This window comes from Sodalinema sp., from assembly GCF_046483825.1.
GTDB lineage: Bacteria > Cyanobacteriota > Cyanobacteriia > Cyanobacteriales > Geitlerinemataceae > Sodalinema.
Map to the genome: position 1 here is coordinate 1 of NZ_JAWOCL010000110.1, position 21,532 is coordinate 21,532.

Genomic DNA, 21,532 nt, shown 5'->3' on the forward strand with positions numbered 1-21,532 from the left:
CCTCCCAAGAGGGGATGGCAAGAGGCATAACCCACCCCTAACCCCTCCCAAGAGGGGATGGCAAGAGGCAAGAGAAGGGAACACCAGAACGTTCTCGCCCTCGTCGCCCTCGTCGCCCTCGTATCGCCCTCGTATCGCCCTCGTATCGCCCTCGTATCGCCCTCGTATCGCCCTCGTTCCTAGGCTCTGCCTAGGAATGCCAACTGGGAGGCTCTGCCTCCCGTACCAGGCGGCAGAGCCGCCGAGGGTGCGTGTCACGGCTTCAGCCATGACACGAGGAGGGGAGGGGTAAACCTAAATTAAATCCACGAGGGCTTCGATGAGGGTTTGATTTTGTTCCTCAGTTCCGACGGTGATGCGTAGTTGTTTCTCAAGGCCCGAGTGATTGAAATAGCGAACCAGAATACCTCGGGCCTTCAGAGCCAGATAGATCTCCTCAGCATTCTCCCGAGGGGGAGTCACCAACAAGAAATTAGTTTGTGAGGGCAGCACTTTGAAGCCTAACCCTTGCAACTCCTGGCTCAACCGATGGCGAGAGCGTTTGACTCGTTCAGCACAGTGATTTTTGTAGCCCTGATCTCGCATCGCGGCGGCCCCCATGAGGGCGGCGATCGCATCGATGTTATAGCTATCTTTAACTTTAAACAGTCCCGCTAGCAGTCCCGGCTGGGCAATCCCGAACCCGAGTCGTAATCCCGCCAAGGAATAGCCTTTCGAGAGGGTTCGGGTGACGATAACATTCTCGAACTCCGCCACGAGGGGTAACGCGGTCCCGTCGGCAAAGTCCACATAGGCCTCATCCACCACTAAGACCCCAGACAGCCCTTTGGCAAGGCGACGAAGGTCGTCGTTTGAGACTAAATGACCCGAAGGACTATTGGGGGAGGCAATGAAGGTCACAGCCCCTTGAGCGTTGAGGAGGGCATCAACGGGAAGTTGATAGTTCTCGCCATAGGGAATTTCTAACACCGTTGCGGGTTGGATGGCGGCGAGAGTTTTGTAGAGAACGTAGGTGGGGGTGGGATAGACGACTCGGCGAGGGTCCCCTTCGGCGCAGGCCCGAATGAGCAGGTTGAGGATTTCATCGCTACCGTTACCGACGATAATCGAGTCGAGGGGGATGTTGAGAACCTCGGCGATCGCCTCGCGAAAGGGATTCGCGTAAGGATGGGGATAGCGTCGCAGCAACTCCCCGTCAAAGTTCCGCAACAGGGCCATGGCTTCTGGGGAAGGCGGATAGGGGTTTTCGTTGGTGTTGAGTTTGAGGATGCGGGTTCCGGGTTTGGGCTGTTCTCCAGGGATGTAACCCTGCATGGCATCGACGGCGGGGCGAAAGTAGCTGCTCATTAAGGGATTTTGAGGTATCAAACGGTTTCAGTTTAGCAAACAGGGGGGATGGGTTAAGGGGGAATGGTTAGGGTCGAGTTGTCCCAGTTTGATTCGGTATTTTACCAAGTTTTGGGGAGAGGAAACGGTTGATGTTTGCGATATTCATAAGCGCCCATGAGTGCGCCCCAGAGTCCTTTACCGCTGTCTGGATCGACGCCGCGATCGCGACTGTAAAGACAGTCTGGCGTGAGATCAAAGCCGAGTTCGACTTGGCGGGTTTTTCCTTGATAGTCGAAGTAACATTTGGCCCCCTCGGGGGGATTGGCGATGAAGCGATCGCCCTGACGTTGGACTCGCAAGCGACAGCCAGGCAGTTCGAGTAACGCTTCAGAGGTAATGCTGGCCAGGCGTTCAGGGGTTTGGGCGGCCCCGGCGATCGCAGCGGGATCTCGAAAGGCTCGATAGATGATCTCAAGATCGCTATCATTAGGGCCGGGATGAGGGCCGGACAACAGCATCAATCGTTGTCGATAGGGCTGTTCTGGGGTCAGGAGCGGGGCTTGTTCGACAAACATGGCATAATACCCATCAATCTGTTGTACGAGGGGATACTGCCACAGTCGAGTTGGGACAAACCAGGTTGGGGTCTCTTGGGCTTGATGCTGATTATCAAAAATGCCGGCGAGGGATTGTCCGAGGGCTTTAATTAGAGGGTTTGATGACATGAGATTTGACGAAATGGCGCGAAAGATGTATCAAGGTTTTCTGGGTTTTAGAATCGATGTTTAGGAGTTCGGGTAATCCGTAAGATTGATGGCAAAGATTGACAGCAAAGATTGATGGCAGATTTAATAATGGCAGATTTAATATCTTGCTGGAAGGCAAATAATCGGAGGGCGAACAACCGTTTACCCATACCAAATTAAAACCAAATTAAAACCAAACTATAGTTTTTACTGAGTTTAAAACTCAGAATTACGTCTTAATTGTTAGCCATTCACGATGATGAAACCCTATCAAACAATTCCCATTCAAGAGTGTGGTGAACGACTGGTTCCCATTCCCGATGGCTTATTTTCCTTGGAATGTCCCCATCCCTATCGAGAATTGGGCGCCCCCTACGGCGATCGCAGTCCCTTTTGTTTGCGCGAGAGTGTTCTCGAACGACTGCTTGAGGCCCAAGAGATTCTACAAACGACCCATCGAGGCTGGCGGTTGCGAATTTTTGATGCCTTTCGTCCCGTGGCGGTGCAACAATTTATGGTAGATCAGGCGTTGGCTGATTTAGCCGAAGAACGGGGCTTAAAACTGCGTCGTCTTTCGGATTCACAACAGCAGGAACTTCTCAAACAAGTGTATCAGTTTTGGGCGATTCCCAGCCATGATCCCGAAGACCCACCCCCCCATGCGACGGGAGGGGCGGTGGATTTAACTCTGGTGAATGCAACGAATCAGGTGGTGAATATGGGATCGCCTATTGATGAGATTTCCCCGCGATCGCATCCCGACTATTTCGCGACCGCCGCCAGCGATCCCGAACAAAGTTATCATCGTCATCGCCAACTGTTGGCGCAGGTGATGCGTCAAGCCGGGTTCGCCCAGCATCCTCAGGAATGGTGGCATTTTTGCTACGGTGAGCGGATGTGGGCTTGGCTGACGGGGGAAGCGGCGGCCATTTATGGACGACAAGACGCTGATTAAGCCCGGTTAAGCCCGGTTAAGCGGGGAGGTCGCGGTTAGGCCTCTTTGGGGGCGGAACGGGCTTGTTTAATCATGGCGATTAGGGTTTGATGGGCGTCTTCGGAGTCTTGCAAGGGGTGATCGAAGGGAATCCGTAGATTGAGGGTTTCGCCGTTGGCTTGAACCGTTAAGTCCATCCCTTGGGGATCGATGGCCTGCATTTGGGCGGCTTCAGCATCGTGGCGATCGCCGTAAACTTGGGCGTAGACTAGCACGGCGCTGGCGTGGTCGTCGTTCATATGTTTACAGATGCGATCGCTGACGGCGGGGGTAATGGGGTCACTCATGGCAAGATTTGTAGGATTGGCTAACACTATCTCTTTAGCTTAAATGGGATTTTCCAATCAAGACAAGCCAGGAACGCCGATTGCAGCCAATCTCGGCGGGAACGGGCCGGCCCTCTGGCGCGTCATCGTGATTTTGCTGTTGGGGGTTCTTGCGGTCTCGACCGGCTCAATTTGGGTCCGTTTAGCCCTCAAATTGCGCGGTGAGGGGGGCCTCGCGTTTAGCCTGATTGTGGCGGCGTCTCGGATGACTGTGGCGGCGCTGCTGCTATCTGGGAACTGGCGCAAGATGCCCGGTCGCGTCAGTGGTCAGCAGGTGGCGGGGGCGGCTTGGTCGGGGCTGTTTCTGGCCTTGCATTTCGCGGCCTGGATTAGTTCCTTGTCCTATACCTCCATCGCCGCCTCAACCACCCTGGTGACCACCACGCCGTTGTGGGTGGCGTTGTTCTCCTCGATTGTGTTGGGAGAACGGTTATCGCGGCGGACTTGGTTGGGGATGGTTCTGGCCTTGAGTGGCGGGGTGTTGGTGGCGTCGGGGGAGATGGCGATCGCGGTTCCGGGGAGTCAGCCTCTGTTGGGGAATGGCTTGGCGTTGCTGGGGGCTTGGATTGTCAGTATTCATCTGCTGTTAGGGCGTCGGATTCAGCAGCAGGGGCTGGATTTGGGCAATTATGTGACGATTACCTATACGGTGGCGGCGTTGGTGTTGTTACCGCTTCCCTGGCTGCTGGGGGAAGGCTATGGGGGCTATCCGCCGCTGTTTTATGGCTATTTGTTGCTGATGGGGCTGTTTCCTCAGTTGTTGGGACATACCAGCCTCAACTGGGCGTTACGTTGGCTATCTCCGACTTGGGTCACGTTGGCGGTTTTGTTTGAACCGATTTCGGCCAGTTTGTTGGGATTTTTGCTGTTTGGGGAGGTGCCGGGATCTGATGTGTTTTTAGGCGGAGTCGTGGTTTTGACGGGGGTGGCGATCGCCGTTCTGGGGGGCCGTGATAGGCGGGGCGATCGCGATCGCAAAAGGGACTGATGACGATCGCATCTCTGTCCTATGGCGATCGCAATAATCCTGATAAAAACTGTCATCCTAGTAATAGAGAGTATAGACCACTTCAAAGGCGATCTCCATGGATAAGCAAACGGTTGTTAACGTTAACAACGACAACGCGACGCAGGCTGACCGCAAGCGTTACGCCCATGAAATCTACCAGCAGGAATCTCGACAAGTGTTGAAATCCGTAACAGATATTCTTGCGGTTGATCTGATGTGGTCGCTAGTGGGTTTGAAGTCGTAACAGGAGGCTGTTTCGATGCACACAATTGCGATCACAACGACAATTTATCTCAGGTGCATTCTTGGGGAGGACAGTTCTAAAATTGTCCTCCCTATTTTGCAAGATTGATTTTAGTTGAAGTTGGGAATTGCGGGAAATTTGCTAAAACCGAGCCGGTTCATTGATACTAAGGGAGGCCCCTATTCCTCAACTGTCCCATGTCCACTGCTACTCAAGTGACCATCATCGGCGCCGGTCCCGGAGACCCTGACCTCATTACCCTACGGGGACAACAACGCCTCGCTCAAGCCGATGTGGTCTTCTACGCCGGGTCCCTGGTTCCCCCGACCTTGTTGCAGCATTGTCGGCCCGACAGCGAACAAATTGACACCCGAGGCGAGACGTTAGAACGTTGGGTGTCTCGGCTGCTGAACGATGTCCAAGCCGGTAAAACCGTGGTGCGGCTGCAAGATGGCGACCCCAGTCTCTATGGTGCGGTTCATGAGTTGGTCGTCTATCTCATCAAGGACAAGATTCCCTTCGAGATTGTTCCTGGAGTCAGTGCGTTTCAAGCAGCAGCGGCCCGCTTGCAAACGGAGTTGACGATTCCCAATTTAGTGCAAACCATCATCCTCACCCGCACTCAGGGACGCACTCAGGTTCCCAATCGTGAAGATTTAGCCAGTTTGGCCCGTCATCGCGCTTCGCTTTGTCTCTATCTCAGTGCGGGTCAGATTCACAAGGCCCAAAGCCAGCTTTTGCAACATTATCCTCCAGAAACGCCGATGGCCTTGTGTTATCGCTTGGGTTGGGAGGATGAGTTAGTGGAATTGGGGACGGTGGCGGATATGGCGCCGATGACGGAACGGTTGGGTTTAAAACGGACGGTGTTATATGTGGTGAGTCCGGCGTTGGGGGCCACGACAGAGGGGCGATCGCGGTTGTATGATCGTCAACATCATCATCTGTTTCGTCCTCCATCGTCTCAAACGGATGAATGTTAACCGTAAGCCAGATACAACAGGAGAGTGATTGCTGTGGCTTCTATCACGATTGATTTGTCAGATAGCCAATTCCAAAAGCTAGAGAGGTTAGCAACGGCTCATGGAATTGCGACTGATGTGCTGTTGAAGGCCAGCTTAGAGGATTGGCTAAGTTTGCAAGAAGATGATTTTGAGAAGGCGGCGGACTATGTCTTGGCGAAAAATGCTGAGTTGTACCGGCGTTTGGCATGATTCGCTATTTGAGCCTAGTTGAGGTCTTAACGCTGCATCGTAGGATTATTGAGCAATCGGGGGGAGGGTTGGGAATCCGAAATCTGGGTTTATTGGAGTCTGCGATCGCCCAGCCCAAAATGACGTTTAACACCGAAGATCTGTACCCCAAGTTAGTCGATAAAGCAGCAGCATTAGGATTTTCAATCATCATGAATTATCCATTTATAGATGGAAATAAACGTACTGGCCATGCAGCCACAGAGACGTTTCTTGTTTTGAATGGGGTGAACATTACCGCCTCTGTGGATAATCAAGAGCGTTTGGTGTTGGCGATCGCATCGAGTGAGCTAGGCCGTGAAGAATTTGTAGAATGGTTACAACGAAATACACTATTCACTTAAACCAGTTTTCTTATTTTATCAATCTGGGAAACTCCTTTTATCCCAACACCTATCATGCAAAATTCCGGTTATACCCTCCCCGTATTCGCCATCGCCGCCGCCAAAGCCGCCTTACTCCACCTACAACAACGCCAGTCTCCCCAAACCGTCAAACTCGACCTCCTACCCGGTGACGCCGAAATCCCCATCGAACAAGTGGCTTGTCTTGACCAGAACCGCGCCTTAGCCATTACTCGCAGTGACCCCGGCGCAAATCTCGACTTAACCCGAAATACGCCTATCTGGGCCGATGTCAGCCTAGACCCCTTTTGCGGTGATTCCCTCTCCTTAGTCGGAGGAGAAGGAATTGGTAAAACCGAAGAAGGACAAGCCGCCATTTATCACTATGCGCGTCGTTTAGCTGAAGCCAATCTCCTAGAGTACATCCCCCAGGGAAAAACCCTGCGGGTCGCTATTATTCTCCCCGAAGGACGACAGCTTGCGAAACGAACCTCCAATGAAGCGTTTGGTGTTTTGGACGGCTTATCACTCTTGGGAACTCATGGTATTGCTCAACCTCATACGGCGGTTGAAAGTTTGGAAAACGCCAAAACTCAGCTTCAGGAAAAATCTCAACAGCACCAGGATTTAATTTTCTGTATTGGGAGTAATGGTTTACAGGTTGCAGACCGATTAAAACTGCCGGAAACGGCCATTGTTCAGGTGGGAAACTGGCTAGGAGCGCTATTAGTTGAAGCGGGATTACGTGAGGTTCGTTCAGTGTTGTTGCTGGGCTATCATGGAAAATTGGTGAAATTGGCGGGCAAGATTTTTAATACATCGAGCCATATTGCGGATGGAAAATTGGAAATTCTAGCGGCGGCTTTAGCACAATACACAGATAATGTCAAGCTCATTCGTGGGGTTTTAGACTGTCCAACCATGGCGAAAGCCTATCAGTATTTAGAGCAAGAAAACCTAGCGGATAGGGTATTTCAAGACTTGTGCGATCGCATCCGCCAAAATTCCCAAGCCTACGTGCAAAAATATGCCAATACCGAGTTAGAAATCGGCGTTATTCTCTTTGAACGCCAGGGAGTGATCGTTGCCGAAACGGCGATCGCCTCCGACCTCATCGCGCGACATCACGGCTAACCGAAATCCCCCCAATCCCGAGTATCATAACAAGAGTAACTCCATCAGCCAGCCGATTCTTCTCTCATGGTCTTAAAAATTGCTCAAATCACCGATACCCATCTCTTTGCAGACCGAAAAACCGCCAAACATGGAGTGGTGACCTGGGACTCGCTCGGACAAGTTATCAAGGAGGTAAAAGCCTGGAATCCAGATCTGCTTCTCCTGACGGGAGACTTAACCCATCATGGCGACCCCCAAGCCTATCAACACCTCATTGAACGCATCGCACCCCTGAGATTACCCACCTACTACATTCCGGGAAATCATGATAATGTTGAAGTCTTAAATCAGACCTTTCAAGCGTCTCCCTTTCTCCCCGAGAAAACTATTCAGCGTCAAGGTTGGCAAATTCTCCTTCTCGACTCGACTTTAGCCACCGCTGAGGCTGGTGAAGGCTATCTCAGTGACACCAGTTTACGGGATTTAGAACAATCTTTAGAGAAGTGTTCTCAGCCAACGGTGGTGGTGTTACACCATCATCCTGTTCCCATGGGATTAGATTGGCTCGATCAGATTGGCCTACAAAATTCCCAAGCCTTGTTAACCTGTTTGCACCGTTATGAGTCCGTCAAACTGGTGTTATTCGGTCATGTTCACTTGCAGTTTGAGGAGGTGAAGCAGGGGATTCACTTCTGTGGAACACCGTCAACCTGTGCTCAGGTTCGCCGTGAAGGGTCTCCCGATTGGGAACAGTATCCGGGGTTTCGTGGTTTAGAACTATTTGACGATGGAACCTATCGCACAACGGTGATACGAGCGAAATAGACCATAATTGCTGCAAGATGGGGTCTAACTACTGTCCGAATTGAGCTAAATTCTCTCGTTTGATACAGATATGATAATGTCTCTTTCTCCCTCTATTGAGAGAGGATGATTCCTTACTGGCGATAGATGGCGGAGAACGCCTCGTTGACTAGACTGAGGATAGTCGAGTTCAGTCTAAGCGTTGTTGGTTTAGATTTGGCAACGTTAACGAATCACTTGCACCCATGACTCCTATAGATGACTCGTCTGGATCACTCGTACAGAAGGAGGTCTTATTGATGTTAGGACAACCGCGATGGATGAAAATGACTCTAGTGGCGACGATCGCCGCCTCGTTAAGCCTCGGTGGACGTCCCGCCTGGGGAAACTCTGAGAACGTGTTTAACCCGCCAGATTATGATCAACAGTCAACTCCTGAACATTTAGATACCGCCGAAGATTGGGAAGTCGTGGGACGCGATGCGGCGGCGGTTGGAGATTATCATAACGCTATTTTTGCCTTTGATAAAGCCATTGAATTGGCCCGAGGTGAGAACCCAGAACTGCTGGAGTTACGGGGGTGGACACAGTATTTAGACCAAGACTATGACGCGGCGATCGCCGACTTAGCCGCCGCCGTTGAACTCTATCGCCAACTCGAACGCCAAGACGACTATCAAAACGCTCTACAAATGCGAGATTACGTCGTCACTCGCCAATCTCAAGAACAACTATCGGCCGCTCCCGTTGATCTCCAGTGGTAGTTTAATCCGAAATAAACTTCCTCGACCGACTTCGGAAATCACCTCAATTTTACCACGATGAGCTTCAACAATTCGCTGGCAAAGATGTAAGCCTAAACCGCTTCCAGAGCGTTTATGATGACCTTGACGAAAGCGGGTAAAGAGGCTGGCACGATCACCTTTTTCAATCCCAATTCCTGTATCTTCAACTTCCAAAACGAGCCAAGGATTGGGAACCGGAGACCGATAAAATCGCAGTTGAACCGTTCCCTTATCAGTAAACTTAATCGCATTGCCAATCAGGTTCATAAAAACGCGATAGAGTTCCAGGCGATCGCCAACGACCTCACACATCTCTTCCTGAAAGTCTCGGACAATCTCAATCTGCTTATCTTGCGCAATTGGTGTCAGTTCATCTAAAATTTCTTCTAGGGTAGCACAGAGATTAAACGGCGTAAACGTCAGTTGTTTTCGACCCGCCTCATAGCGATAGACTTCTAATAATAAATTCACCATATCCAAGAGGTTATGGTTACTGCGAATCATGGTGGCGATCGCCTCATCCATCGACTCAGAAATCTCCCCAAATGCCTGAGATTGCATCAAATTGAGCATTCGATCCGCCGCCACTAACGGGGTTCGTAAATCATGCGTTAGACGCGAGACAAAATCCTCTCGTTCTCGGGCCATGCGATCGCGTTCATCAATGGTATGCTTTAACCGCAGCAGCGATCGCACCCGTGCCTGTAACTCCTCCATCTCCACCGGTTTACGGATAAAATCATCCGCTCCCACATCCAAACCCTTCACCACGCTCGATGCTTCATGAGCGGTAATCAATAAGATCGGAATATAGGGAAGATCCGGCTGAGTACGTACTCGACGGGTAACCTCATATCCATCCAAATTTGGCATCATCACATCGAGAAGAATCAAATCCGGCGGATTCGACTTAATCTGTTCGAGTGCGGCTAAACCATCCTCCGCTAACTCAATCAGATAGCCTTCATCTTCGAGAATAGCTTGTACAAGGAATAAATTATCGGGAGAATCATCAACGGCGAGGATTCGATCAAAGTTAGGTTCTTGAGGTTCAGGTGTTAGCATTATCAAATGACGATCAAGTTCAGACTCTTGTGACTCCAAGAAAGTCATGAGGCGTATTTATTTATAAGGAACACTAGCTTCTCTCGACTCACGGGGACAGGGATCAAACACAGAACGAGGCAATTCTACCCGAAACGTCGATCCCTGTCCTTGCGAACTCTCAACATGAATACTCCCCTTCATCATTTTAACCAGAGAATCCACAATGGCTAAGCCTAACCCCACGCCGTTATAATTACGAGCTAAGGAATTATCTAACTGTTCAAAGGCGGCAAAAATTCGCTTGAGATGTTCCGGGGGAATACCAATTCCTGTATCCGAGACGGCGATGGCTAGGCGATCTGGAGTCACTTCCCAAATTTGCACCGAAATATCCCCCTCTTCCGTAAACTTTAAGGCATTGGCTAACAAATTCGAGACCACTCGGCGGACTCCTTGATGGTCTTGGAAAACCCGAGGATTCTCGACTCGAGTATCAATTCGTAACTCTAACCCTTTCTGTTCACAGAGCCAACGAGCATTTCCTGCAATCGACGTGACCAACTGTACCAAGTTAAAGGCTCTGGGACGAAGTTCTGACGCTCCCGCCTCTAATTTTGACCGTTCAAGGATATCATTAATCACAGACAACAGTTGCTTACCATTATTAAAAATACATTGTAAAGTTTGAACCTGAACTGGCGTTAAAGAACTATTTTTTTTGCGTAATAGCAGTTGCGAGAAACCAATGATTACATTGAGCGGGGTTCGTAACTCGTGAGACACCGTTGAGAGAAATGCCGACTTTATCCGAGACGCTTCTAGGATCGTTAGATGTTGACGGCGAATCTGCTCCCGTTGTCGTTTCAACTCCTGATGTTGAGCTGCAATCAGGCGATTCTGCTCACTGATGCGGGCCTCCAACTGTTGGCGATCATCAAGAGAATGAGAAATATCGGGTTCCATCTCAGGATCTCGTCCCAGACTCGACAGCCGGTTTGGGGTGCGATCGCCGTCTTGATAGCCACGAAAGAGAACCCGCCAGATCATCGCCAGCCCCTCAGAGGTAAAATAGTGACGATTCACCACCTCATCCGCCCCAACCGCTAACTTACCGGCCTCTAACTCAGGATTATACCCTGTGACCACAATCGGCGTTTGAGGAAAGTCTCGTCGCAACGCAGCCAGCACCGCCTTGAGGTTGAGGCGATCGCCATCCAAGAGGATACCAGCAACCGTTCGGTCCCGCGTACTGCGTTCTCCCGTGGGGTACTGCTGACAAAACCGAAGTTTTGGGCTGATATCCCCCGCCTGGGGGGCTGCAAAGGCTTGCAAGGCCGCTTTAGCGTTAATATCCGTCTCGGCGTCGAAGCCGATCACGAGAATTGGGACGTTTCCATCTGTCATGGGTGGTGGGAACAAAATATCTAGAGTTGATATCGTTCAAGGGTCAATAAGGTGTATAATACGAAGTTATAAATTTTTAGGCAGTTTGTCCTCTATCCTGAGTAAGAGGTTCAGCAACCCAGATAGAGGTTTGCCCCCTTCCTAAAGATTTAACCCAAGAAAACAGTCAATAAAAACTGTCTTGATTTTGCCAGAGTAGATCCGGTATCGCAAGTGTGTGTTCTCTCGATTCGCCCCTAAACTTGACCCCAGTTTGACCCGATTTCCTCCAATGGTATAGGGTTGAACTCGTTCTCTTAGCCGGTAAAACGCTCTAAAACGTCTTTATAACGTCTTGATATAGATAGTATGATTCGCACCGTATTGATCGAAGACCACGAACTCACTCGCGTTGGCATCCGAGCGGCCCTCGAGCAAACCGGCGTCATTGACATCGTAGGAGAAGCCGCCACCGGCCAAGAGGGGTTAGCCGTGCTTCAGGACACCCAACCCGATGTGGCGATTCTCGATATTGGCTTACCCGATCTCGACGGGATCGAACTGTTACAACGGTTTCGTCAGTCCCACGAAGATAGCAAACATCAGGTCAAAGTCTTAATCTTGACCATGCACGACAACGAAGACGCGGTTCTAGCCGCCTTCGCCGCCGGTGCAGACTCCTACAGCATGAAAGATGCCAGTTTGGAGCGTCTCCTCGAAGCCATCCAACTCACCCATGAAGGGAATACCTGGATCGACCCCAACATCGCCCAAATTGTTCTGCGTCAAGCTCGCAAATCTCAATCGGCGGCCGCCTCAGTTCAACCCCTCCCTTCAGCGACATCCAACTCCCTGACCCCAACAGCCATCGACGATGTGGAGTCCGCTGAGCGATGCGATGACTCTCGCAACATCGACGGCGTCGACTCGGAAGTGCAGCAGTTAATGGAATCCGATCCCCTCACCAAACGAGAGTTAGAGATTCTCGAGTTAATTGTCGGTGGCTGCAACAACGCCCAAATTGCCGAAAAGCTCTATATTACTGTCGGAACCGTTAAAACCCATGTTCGCAGCATTCTCAACAAGCTCTGCGTGGACGATCGCACCCAAGCCGCCGTTCGGGCCTTGCGATCAGGGCTAGTCAACTAATCTGAATCCGTCCAACGGGGTCGCCCCGGTTTTAACTGCAACTCCCAAGTTCCCAACTGAGGATTGTCCACCCGCAGCCGGCCACTCCAGAGCGGTTGATTGACATAGGGACTCTCCAGAACCGGGGTATCGGTCCGGGATTGTTCCGTTCCATTAATACGTGCGATCCCCGCTCGGCGGCTGGGGTCGTCGATGAGTTCAAGGCGATCGCCCTCAACGCTGGTATAGATCAGCCGTCCCGCTGTCTCCAAAGTCTCATCATTGACGACGGTCTGGGCCAACGCCGCCTCCACGTCAGCCAAGGTCCCATACTCTGAGCGAGCCAGAACCTCCGTAATCCAAGCCGTCTGCTGTCCCTGGGCTACCAAAGCTAAATAATCTTCAGCCTCCTCTAAGGGCATCTCCAGGCGAATCTCATCCCCCCAAGCCCGCGCACAAAGCCAGACGCCTTCAATCTCCCAGACAAACCACTCTCCTATCTGTTGCGGTTCCCCATAGTCCTTAGGAATCACTAAGTGGGATTGTCCGGGAACACCCGCCGCCTCATCTTCGGCCGTCAGTCGCAGTTGATAGAGGCTGGCCCCCTTTTCCTGAAGATAGCGATCGCCGGGACTGCGTCCTGTGGCCCGGGGACTATGATAGGTTCCCCCCAAACTAATCACGGCATTCTCCCGACGCTGGCGATCGCGCACCACTAATTTATACGTGGCATATTGAGCGTTAATCGTCCCCTGAACCTGGTAACTGCGTCCAGGAGTTTGCAGGGTTCCTAAACTATAGTCGGGGGTGACATAGAAGGTTTCCCAAAATTGGTTGTCCTGATGATAACTGTAATAACTTGGATGACTGGCCCGGAGTTGAAAGGGAAGGGGAAGCGTTTTCTGAGCCAGCGATCGCAACTGAGCCGGGGGACGATAGCCACTCGTGGCCGCTAAAATCGCCAGACGATAGGCTTCACCACCCATCTGCTCGACAATACGCTCAATCTCCTGAGGATCATCACCTCCCCACCAAATCCAGGCCAACGCCGTCAAACCACTGTTCCAAGTCTGGCGATCGAAACCGCGACTTTCGGCCCCGCCAGCGGTTCCCCAACTCAATCGTAGAGCGATCTGAGTCGATAACCAATCCAACACGGCCCGGGCCAACTGTCGCCGTTCAGGGGTTTCGGCAAAGTCATAGAGATTCAGCAACGCTCCGATGCTATAGCCATAGTAAATCGAGGAATGAAATTCTCCTTGGCCAATGGTGAGATATTTCGTCAGTTCCGCCCTGAGCCAAGCATCGTGAGTGGCCAGGAAATGGGGATGACTGACGGGAAAGCCGCTGCCGTCCATCATGGCTAAACCGGACATATACTGTTGCCAGAGATGATTTTCCGTACCGCCCTCGCCCCATTCAAAGATGCGTGGCGATTGCAACATACTGCGATAGGCCTGACGAACCGGCTCGGGTAACGACTCTTGAAACAGGAAAAATAGCCGCACATCATAAAGACTGCGGAAATGATAGAGATCCCGTTTATCGTTCTCCAGACTTAACCATATGTCCCAAATCGGCCCTTGTTCCTCGCTGGGGGTGAGGCTAAGTTGGGCTAACATCGGCGGTAGGAGATATTTGTGGGGATCATAGATATCTCGGGAACGCCACCACTGATCGAGTTCCTGAAGATCGGTATCGGCTAAGGCTCGCCGGACGGCCAGACTCCGCGCTGCTACCCCGATCTCGATCGCCTCATTGGTGCGCTGCGCTTCCGTCAGAACCATCTCCGCTGTCGCAACCGGGGAGGGGGGCGCCAGGACCTCACAACTGCTCAAACCCGGCAGAAGTAAGAGGAGACTGAGAGGAAGCCAACGAGAGTCCACGGCTGTTGCTGAGGTGAAGAGGGAGATGCCTCTACTATCGACGCTCTCGGGCGGCCCTGTCAACAACAACCGGGATGAAGAGACAGGGCCAACAGCGTTTTAGTCGACGGTCCAGGGAACCTCCTCTTCAGGCCCCGTCGCTCCCTGGTGCAGCTCATGTTGACGACGAGCATAAATCTGCTCGAACGGCTCGACGGGTTGAGCCAAGGCTCCCGCTGAACGCCGTCTCTGCTGTTCAGGCTTAATGACGCGCTCAATCAGGAAGTCAATGGTTTGTTGCTTAATCCAACCGCGATCGACAATCACTTCTGAGAATTTCTTGCCCGTTACCTGCTGATCATAGGCCGCCACTTGAATTTGAGCCGGTGTAATGAGTCCAGCTTCGAGTAGATAGGCGCCTAGACGTTTGCGTCCTAATCGCGATGTGGGTAAGTGGTTTTGGGTTGCTGTAATGGTTGAGTTATACATGATTAAATCTGATGCTCTCCGTAATGTCCGTAATATCCGTAATGTCCGTAAGTTAATGTCTGAACTGTGGCAGGACTGCCGCCACAAGGCATCTTATTCACCCCAGAGAGAGTCATTCGCAGACTCGGCGATCGGCTAATGCTCTCGATAACCCTGATTGCAACGACCCATCCGACGCCTAAAGCCCATGGCTCGAATAGGATTAGGTCTGTTGGTTTGACATTTTTGCCAACACCGTTGACAAGACCGTAGGACGATTATAACTAATTTTTGATTTTTTTGCGTATATCCACGCAGAAAAAAAACTTTATATTTCTTAATCTCAAAACGTCACCGTGTATCTACGGTGAATCGGCGAATAACGTCACCCGGAGGTCGTTATTTGACGGCAAACTGGGCGATCGCCTTTTGCTGTTGAGCATAGGTTCTGAGGTCTCCCTGTCCCAAGCCAAGATGTTCCAAGCCAAGATGGGCCGTTAGAAACAAGGCGATCGCCTCAACCATAATTTCTCGTCGGGGAGATTGGGGAACCCGAGTCGGTTCATCGAGATCGAGAACTGCACCAATCGCCTGAAATGGATGGGCGATCGTAAAGTGATTGGCCCCGTCGAGCAGTACGAGATAACTATCGTCCCGTCCGCCGGCGATCGCCTCGTCAAAAGTACGCACCACAGGGGTTATCGGCGTATCCCACCTCACCCCATACTGCTGCCCGTTTTTGCCAATCACTCCATCCTGGGTTCCCCCCATCAATAACAGCGGCAGGCGATCGGGCAAGGGTAAGATGGTCCCCGGGTCATATCCCAACTGTTGAACGGCCGCCATATGGCTTCCATAGCTAAACGCCGCCTTCACCTGGGGAAAAAACTCGGGACTGGCACTTTCGATCGCCACCCGGCCCCCCGCCGAATGGCCGCCGAAGACAATGCGATCGAGATCCAGATGTCCCGCCAAAACACTGTCCTCCTGCAATTGCTCTAACGCCGATAAGAGCGTCGGCACAGCGGCCGCCGTCGCTTGCGTTCCATACACCTGGGGCCGCAACGCCTCCAGCGTCACCCCTGGGGTTAATCCCACCAATCCCGGTAAATTTTCTCCCACCCAAGAAAAGGTCACCACCACCAAGCCACGCTCGGCCAACCCCATGGCCAGCCAACGATAGAGACAAGGCTCACAATTGATCCCATTCATGAACAGAACCACCGGAAACGGCGATCGACGTTCATCAACCGCTTGACTGGGGCCTTGAGACCTCCCTTGAGACCTCTGTGGCCCCTCAGCCGGATAAAACACTTGTAAATGCAAGGTGTCATAGGGAGGAGCCGCCTCTGCAACCCGCGCTGCGCGAAAAATAATACGAACCGGGGAGGAGTCCATAGACATCATCTGACTCTAATAATTGACCATTAGCCCTGCTATCGGCGTTAATCTTTCCCGCCCATGTTCTTAACATCGATTAGCTTACGGAGCAAGTCGTACCAGAACGATGCCCCCATCGAAATCGCAATTCCGCTAATCAACCAACCCACAAGACGTTTGAGATAGAGAAGGGGATTACCGATACGCCAGTTTGTAGCCGGAATCTCCCAGGCCTGTTCCGCTGGAATCTGTTGGCGACGAATATCCCGATTCCAGCCAATGGGGAGCGACACATCGTTAAGTTGATCTCGTACACTGCGTTTGACCTGCTCGATATTATCGCTTCGATTCACTTCCACTTGAGCATAATCACTGACCGTTTCCCGCAATACTGTATTTTGCGAGAGGCTATCAATCATAAAAAACGTATCTGAATTGGTGGCAATGGCAATCACAAAGCCAATTAAAATCGCAATTCCACGGGCATTGCGACGATAAACACCACTGGCTCGGGTCATTGACTTATCAAACCAATCCTCTAACTGAGTTTGTAAATCACTAATTTCCTCCTCTAAACTTTCTTTACGGTGTTCCACCCTTTCCGTCAGTGCTTTGAGGCTATTTTGCAGCGAATCCGGTAACTCCGGCATGGCATCAATAATTTTTTTAAAGCCTTGATAGGTTGGACTATTTTTGTCCTTAAATGCTTGCTCTAACTGCTGATAAATTTTGGGTTTATCACGGACGAGATCAATCAATTCCTCTAACGTGGGGCGTAACGTTTCTAAAACCCTGGGCTTTTCCGCTGGGTTGTAATAGCGATCTTTCTCATAGTTCAACTCGTAGAGAAAGAAGCGTTTAATTGATTCTGGCTCTTGAATAAATTCATTGCAATAGCCGATATAGCTATTCAAACTATTCTCCATTCGGTCAATCGTCGCCATGAGATTTATCCCTCCATCGGCAAACTCTTGGCGCGTTTTATTCCAATCTCGGGTCATTTCTCTGAGACGTTCTGTAGCCAACCGTTGCGATTCTGGCTTCCGTAAATGCCGACCTTTTTTGAGCAGCGCCGATATTTGCCGTGCCTGAAATTTCTCAAGTCGGGATACCGTCACCAATCGTCCCACCTCCGACATCTGAAACGTTTTTAAAATCGTTGAAGCGAAGGTATCCGATGGAATATAAGACGGGGCGCTTGTTTGATTAGCAAAAGGATTTTTTAAGGTTGCCTTGGGATTGCCGAATAGGCGAGAAAAAAAGTTATAAACCCCAGAAATGATGGTATATACAATATTAATAAAAGTATTGGATACACTACGATTAAACTCAGTCAGTTTACCCTTTGCCTCTTGATTTAGGCTGCGAATCAACGGATGAGAATAAAGCCGCTCTGTCAAGACCTGAGCCTCCTGTTCACGCTGCTTAAGCTGAGGGTCAATTTCCGACTTTCCGCCCCCTTCAAGCAACACACGGATGGAACTTCGTAAATGTTCCGCCCTCCATTGCAGAAGCGTTGTAATGAGTTCATGAATTTCCGACGATAATAAACTCAACGTTAAATAAACAAAGATAATGCCAATCGCAATATCCACAACTAGAGGTAGATTCATGATCAACTCCTAACAACAGGCAACCGAGTCTTGAGGATTCCCAATTCCTTCAACAACAGAGTCGTTGACTAGAATGAGGGAGAGAGCGATCGCAGCTATGATTGACAAACCCCAATCGCTCAGTTCAGTCTAAAGGAAAGTTCGGCGATCGCAGCCGCCTCGTCACAAAATGTTGTCCGCCCCATTATGATGCAGTCGTCTGTCTTCGCCGAGATGCAACGGAAGTTCCGATCAAGCCGTAGCCCCTACCGCGACTTAGCTTGGAGTCTTCTCCTCTGGGGCGTTGCCCTAATCCTTTTTACCCGCGGCCTCGATCAGCTTCCCCTGCGAGATTGGGACGAAGGAACCGTCGCCCAAGTCGCGCGAGAAATCTGGCAGCATCCCGACACCTGGCTACATCCAACCCTCCATGGTCAACCCTACCTCAACAAACCCCCCCTACTCCATAATCTCATCGCCCTAAGTTACCATTGGTTCGGCAGCGCCGATGCCGGCTCCGCCCGTCTCCCCGGAGCCATTCTCACAGCTACCTCCGTCCCCCTCCTCTATTACCTAGGACGAGAACTCTGGCCTCATCGCGCCCCCGCCCTTTGGGCCAGCATCGTCTATCTCACCTGGCTGCCAGTCGTGCGTCATGGACGCTTAGCCATGTTAGACGGGGCCATCCTCTGTTTCTGCCTCCTCTGGATGCTCTGCCTGCTGCGAACCCGTCGTAATCTCCGCTATGCCCTCGGTGTGGGTCTTGCCTTGAGCCTCGTGGGCCTGACCAAAGGCCTGATGCTGGCCCTACTCTTTGGGGCGATTTCTCTCGGCTTTCTCCTCTGGGATACACCGCGTCTGTTAACTCACCCTGGGTTTGGCCTGGGGATGACCCTAGGAGCCGTTCCTCTGGGGGCTTGGTATCTGGCCCAATGGACCTATTACGGTCAGGACTTTCTCATCGAACATTTGCTCAATCAATCGGCTCATCGCGTTTGGCAGGCGGTAGAACGCAATAGTGGCCCCCCCTGGTATTACCTCATCGAATTCCTTAAATACGGGTTCCCAGCCTTCATCTTTGTTCCGGCGGCCCTGAAGCGAGTGTGGCAAGACCAGAATCTGAGCTGGGCGCGATTGATTCTTGTTTGGAGCGGTGGCTATTTTGGGGCAATTTCCCTCATGGGAACCAAACTTCCGTGGTATAGTTTGCCGATCTATCCCCCGTTAGCCCTGGGGGTGGGGGTGATCCTGGCCGATATTTGGCAGCAGTTACAACAACAAGGACACCCGAGCCGGGACCCTCGTCCGTGCTACCCCAAATTGTGGCGGTGGGGCTTTGTGGTGATGGCCCTCGTGGCTTGGGGTGGGGCGGCCATCCTGGCCGCATCCCTGATGGAGTCCGGGTTCCTCGACCATGAGATGACCCATTTGACGGTAACACTCCTCGCCGCCGCTATGACCCTCACCATGACCGCGAGCTTAATCGCTCAACGAAACCCGATGATGCCAATGGTGCTGTTCTGGGGCTGGTTGATTAGCCTGTTATTGTTCGTGACCTCATCTGACTGGGTTTGGGAACTCAACGAAGACTATCCGGTTCAACCTGTGGCGACGATGATTCGCGAAGAGACTCAGGGGGAGCCAATTTATACCTCTCATCCCTACGATCGCCCCTCCTTAAATTTCTATGCTAACCGCCCCATTATCAGTGCCAGCCCTCACGAACTCTACCAACACTGGCACGGCAACCAACGGATCTGTTTACTCCTGGATTATGATAGCTTTGAACAACTCGGCCTCGATGGCGGAGCAATTGTGGGACGGACTGAAGATTGGCTGTTACTTTGCCATGAGGAGCCGGGAACTATGGCGAGTCCCACTCGTTCTCAAGGGTGGGCGTTTCCTCCAAGTTAGGGGGGTAGTTTTCAGACTCTGAGGCTTTTAAGGAGACCACCGTGAGACTCAAGGCGATCGCCCCGATCACGACAATCCATTTTAATCCCCCAGCATCTCGAAGCAGTCGCGAGAGCGGACGACTTTTGCGACGTAAGACTTCCCCTGTGTTCAGACTCAGTAGGGGAACTTGCCCAGATAGGGGATCTCGAACATAATGCCCGCTCCAACAGACCACCAAATGGGTTTGACATGAGGGACAAGTATAGAGTCCATTGAGGAGTTTTCCAGCGGGGACCCGATTACGATGATGACAAATCGGGCAAGTCAGGGAATGGGTGTCAGATAGCGGGGCGCTCATAACCGGGTTGACGTCGATAGAGGTTAAATTGAGGTTGAATGACTGAGGTTGCCAGAGATCAAGCCAAGCGATCTCTCCATCCTGGTCAACTTTGCCTTGGGGGGCTACTTCTTAATGTAATACGATTTTTTGGCAAGGGAACAGCGATCGCCCCGGGCGTAAACCCGGTTTATATCGCACAAAAACCAAGATAGAGTGGGAATCATGGCAATTTTGCTCGATTTAAGACTTTGCAAAACTTAAAGTGAAGTTCCAATTTGGGATCGGCTGGGCCTCAATCTCCTCTACTGGAGTAGCGCTCCCCTAACCGGGAGCTTGTCTGATTCTTGCTGGGTCTCGCCGTGTTCTGGAATGGGTATGGGTCAATCGTCTTCCCTAAAATCTCTGAGTCGCTCCGATCAGGTTCAACAGGGGGTTGAGGAACTCCGTCAATGGTTGTGCGATCGCCTACAACTGGGCTGGGCCAACGCTCCTAACCGCGAGGAGTGGGAGCGGATTACCGCCCATATGATTGACGCTCAAGCGCCGGGATTAGCCCGACGAATGCGATCGCTGGCTCAATTAGCCGCCGACGGCTTCCCCCCAACCTTTTTTGAGGAACTCGGGGAACTTTGGCTCTTACTTGAAGGCTATCAGCAGCGCCAATCTCTACCCGAGTCGTTGCTTAACGAAGTGCGATCGCAACTGGGGTGGACGCAGCGAAAAGCCGATCTTCGGCAACGTCCCGGACTCTGGGATCATTGGGTCGTCGTTGGCCAAGTCCGAGGGCAAGAAGCCACCGGCGCCACCACCCTGAACCTGCAACGGACCTGGCTCTGGGGATTGCAGCAGCACCGCTTCGCACTGCTGCTCGACTATGTTCACCATCGCCAAGCTCTCCCCAGTGACCTTTCCCCAGGGAGTAGCTGGACCGCTGAACTGGTCTTCTACGATGCCGCCTTACCCCAACGCGCCATCCTCAAGCATCCCCAAGCCACCTCAACCCCACCCGTTCACCTGCCAGGCTATCCTGACATCGAACAGGGCCTGAGCGCCTATGCTGAAGCCCTAGCCGTGTCTCCCTGGTGCGATCGCATCCCCCTCAGCCTCCATCAAATCCAACCCCTCAACGCCGGACGCCAACTGCGGGACAGCAGCGGTCAATCTCTACCCCTCTCCCCAGACTTTCAACAAGGCTGGCAACTGATGGCCCTCAGTGGCGGCCAACCCCTCAGCCTATTTGGTGAATGGGATGGTTGTTCTTATCTGCCCCTGGCAGTTATCTCCCCAGAACGCTTGGTCAGTTTTTCCTCATGCCTCAGGAGTTCTGATCCGGCTTAGGCTCAGGCAGTTTAACTTCGATATAGTGAAGCTTGTGTAGATGTTCGATGTTCCAATGGTCTGAAACTCCTCCTGGAGGAGAATAACCGGGTCTATGACATCTTTGGACAACTCGTCTTGAATTTCAATTGACATTAAATTTTCT

The 21,532-nt window shown here is 51.7% G+C and carries 22 protein-coding genes; 12 read left to right on the forward strand and 10 right to left on the reverse strand.

Going from position 1 to position 21,532, the window contains the following annotated elements; genetic code table 11:
- Nucleotides 1-294: 294 nt before the first annotated feature.
- Together hisC and R6U67_RS06970 are read right to left on the reverse strand one after the other, a co-directional pair.
- Entirely contained in the window at nucleotides 295-1,347 is a 1,053-nt protein-coding gene (gene hisC, locus R6U67_RS06965) for a histidinol-phosphate transaminase (protein ID WP_410251868.1), read from the reverse strand.
- A gap of 101 nt (nucleotides 1,348-1,448) precedes the next feature.
- Complete coding sequence (locus R6U67_RS06970; protein ID WP_410251869.1) at nucleotides 1,449-2,054, reverse strand: CpcT/CpeT family chromophore lyase; 606 nt, start codon at nucleotides 2,052-2,054, stop codon at nucleotides 1,449-1,451.
- Between the two features lie 280 nt (nucleotides 2,055-2,334).
- Between R6U67_RS06970 and R6U67_RS06975 the strand changes: the two genes are divergently transcribed.
- Entirely contained in the window at nucleotides 2,335-3,030 is a 696-nt protein-coding gene (locus tag R6U67_RS06975) for a M15 family metallopeptidase (protein ID WP_410251889.1), read from the forward strand.
- Nucleotides 3,031-3,065: 35 nt separating this feature from the next.
- Here the strand turns inward: R6U67_RS06975 and R6U67_RS06980 are convergent, their stop codons facing one another.
- Nucleotides 3,066-3,356, reverse strand: coding sequence for a DUF2470 domain-containing protein (locus R6U67_RS06980; RefSeq protein WP_410251870.1), 291 nt, complete (start codon nucleotides 3,354-3,356; stop codon nucleotides 3,066-3,068).
- A 43-nt stretch (nucleotides 3,357-3,399) separates the two neighbouring features.
- Between R6U67_RS06980 and R6U67_RS06985 the strand changes: the two genes are divergently transcribed.
- The 8 genes from R6U67_RS06985 to R6U67_RS07020 all read left to right on the forward strand — a co-directional run bounded on the left by R6U67_RS06985 (nucleotide 3,400) and on the right by R6U67_RS07020 (nucleotide 8,929).
- Complete coding sequence (locus R6U67_RS06985) at nucleotides 3,400-4,383, forward strand: DMT family transporter (RefSeq protein WP_410251871.1); 984 nt, start codon at nucleotides 3,400-3,402, stop codon at nucleotides 4,381-4,383.
- Nucleotides 4,384-4,480: 97 nt separating this feature from the next.
- Nucleotides 4,481-4,648: a hypothetical protein gene (locus tag R6U67_RS06990; protein ID WP_410251872.1), complete on the forward strand. Its 168-nt coding sequence runs from the start codon at nucleotides 4,481-4,483 to the stop codon at nucleotides 4,646-4,648.
- Nucleotides 4,649-4,845: 197 nt separating this feature from the next.
- The gene (gene cobM / locus R6U67_RS06995) at nucleotides 4,846-5,631 is read left to right on the forward strand and encodes a precorrin-4 C(11)-methyltransferase (protein ID WP_410251873.1); all 786 of its coding nucleotides are present in this window, start codon (nucleotides 4,846-4,848) and stop codon (nucleotides 5,629-5,631) included.
- Nucleotides 5,632-5,664: 33 nt separating this feature from the next.
- Nucleotides 5,665-5,862 (forward strand): DNA-binding protein, encoded by a 198-nt coding sequence (locus R6U67_RS07000; RefSeq protein ID WP_410251874.1) that lies wholly within the window; start codon nucleotides 5,665-5,667, stop codon nucleotides 5,860-5,862.
- Complete coding sequence (locus R6U67_RS07005; RefSeq protein ID WP_410251875.1) at nucleotides 5,859-6,245, forward strand: type II toxin-antitoxin system death-on-curing family toxin; 387 nt, start codon at nucleotides 5,859-5,861, stop codon at nucleotides 6,243-6,245. Before R6U67_RS07000 ends, R6U67_RS07005 begins: the two co-directional genes overlap by 4 nt.
- Nucleotides 6,246-6,299: 54 nt before the next feature.
- On the forward strand, nucleotides 6,300-7,379 hold the full coding sequence (cbiD, locus tag R6U67_RS07010; protein ID WP_410251876.1) for a cobalt-precorrin-5B (C(1))-methyltransferase CbiD: 1,080 nt from the start codon (nucleotides 6,300-6,302) through the stop codon (nucleotides 7,377-7,379).
- 66 nt (nucleotides 7,380-7,445) lie between these two features.
- On the forward strand, nucleotides 7,446-8,186 hold the full coding sequence (locus R6U67_RS07015) for a metallophosphoesterase (RefSeq protein ID WP_410251877.1): 741 nt from the start codon (nucleotides 7,446-7,448) through the stop codon (nucleotides 8,184-8,186).
- 224 nt (nucleotides 8,187-8,410) lie between these two features.
- Nucleotides 8,411-8,929, forward strand: a complete 519-nt coding sequence (locus R6U67_RS07020) for a hypothetical protein (protein ID WP_410251878.1) — start codon at nucleotides 8,411-8,413, stop codon at nucleotides 8,927-8,929.
- On the opposite strand, the gene R6U67_RS07025 is transcribed toward R6U67_RS07020, so the two are convergent.
- Nucleotides 8,897-10,015 (reverse strand): sensor histidine kinase, encoded by a 1,119-nt coding sequence (locus R6U67_RS07025; RefSeq protein ID WP_410251879.1) that lies wholly within the window; start codon nucleotides 10,013-10,015, stop codon nucleotides 8,897-8,899. The two genes, R6U67_RS07020 and R6U67_RS07025, sit on opposite strands and share 33 nt — an antisense overlap.
- A 57-nt stretch (nucleotides 10,016-10,072) precedes the next feature.
- On the reverse strand, nucleotides 10,073-11,401 hold the full coding sequence (locus R6U67_RS07030) for a sensor histidine kinase (RefSeq protein ID WP_410251880.1): 1,329 nt from the start codon (nucleotides 11,399-11,401) through the stop codon (nucleotides 10,073-10,075).
- Nucleotides 11,402-11,749: 348 nt separating this feature from the next.
- Here R6U67_RS07030 and R6U67_RS07035 point away from each other — a divergent pair, with 348 nt between their 5' ends.
- Nucleotides 11,750-12,529 carry a response regulator gene (locus R6U67_RS07035; RefSeq protein WP_410251881.1) on the forward strand — a complete coding sequence of 260 codons (780 nt, stop codon included), beginning with the start codon at nucleotides 11,750-11,752 and terminating at the stop codon, nucleotides 12,527-12,529.
- On the opposite strand, the gene R6U67_RS07040 is transcribed toward R6U67_RS07035, so the two are convergent.
- The 4 genes from R6U67_RS07040 to R6U67_RS07055 form a co-directional block, all read right to left on the reverse strand.
- Nucleotides 12,526-14,394 (reverse strand): hypothetical protein, encoded by a 1,869-nt coding sequence (locus R6U67_RS07040; protein WP_410251882.1) that lies wholly within the window; start codon nucleotides 14,392-14,394, stop codon nucleotides 12,526-12,528. The two genes, R6U67_RS07035 and R6U67_RS07040, sit on opposite strands and share 4 nt — an antisense overlap.
- Nucleotides 14,395-14,493: 99 nt before the next feature.
- A complete protein-coding gene (locus tag R6U67_RS07045; protein WP_410251883.1) occupies nucleotides 14,494-14,862 on the reverse strand; it encodes a hypothetical protein in 369 nt (122 codons plus the stop codon).
- 378 nt (nucleotides 14,863-15,240) lie between these two features.
- Nucleotides 15,241-16,248 (reverse strand): alpha/beta hydrolase family protein, encoded by a 1,008-nt coding sequence (locus tag R6U67_RS07050; RefSeq protein ID WP_410251884.1) that lies wholly within the window; start codon nucleotides 16,246-16,248, stop codon nucleotides 15,241-15,243.
- Between the two features lie 38 nt (nucleotides 16,249-16,286).
- Nucleotides 16,287-17,834: a hypothetical protein gene (locus R6U67_RS07055; RefSeq protein WP_410251885.1), complete on the reverse strand. Its 1,548-nt coding sequence runs from the start codon at nucleotides 17,832-17,834 to the stop codon at nucleotides 16,287-16,289.
- A gap of 186 nt (nucleotides 17,835-18,020) precedes the next feature.
- On the opposite strand from R6U67_RS07055, the gene R6U67_RS07060 reads away from it, so the two are divergent.
- A complete protein-coding gene (locus R6U67_RS07060; RefSeq protein WP_410251886.1) occupies nucleotides 18,021-19,727 on the forward strand; it encodes an ArnT family glycosyltransferase in 1,707 nt (568 codons plus the stop codon).
- On the opposite strand, the gene R6U67_RS07065 is transcribed toward R6U67_RS07060, so the two are convergent.
- Nucleotides 19,678-20,067 carry a hypothetical protein gene (locus R6U67_RS07065; RefSeq protein WP_410251887.1) on the reverse strand — a complete coding sequence of 130 codons (390 nt, stop codon included), beginning with the start codon at nucleotides 20,065-20,067 and terminating at the stop codon, nucleotides 19,678-19,680. The two genes, R6U67_RS07060 and R6U67_RS07065, sit on opposite strands and share 50 nt — an antisense overlap.
- A 357-nt stretch (nucleotides 20,068-20,424) precedes the next feature.
- Between R6U67_RS07065 and R6U67_RS07070 the strand changes: the two genes are divergently transcribed.
- Nucleotides 20,425-21,387 (forward strand): hypothetical protein, encoded by a 963-nt coding sequence (locus R6U67_RS07070; RefSeq protein ID WP_410251888.1) that lies wholly within the window; start codon nucleotides 20,425-20,427, stop codon nucleotides 21,385-21,387.
- Nucleotides 21,388-21,532: the final 145 nt, after the last annotated feature.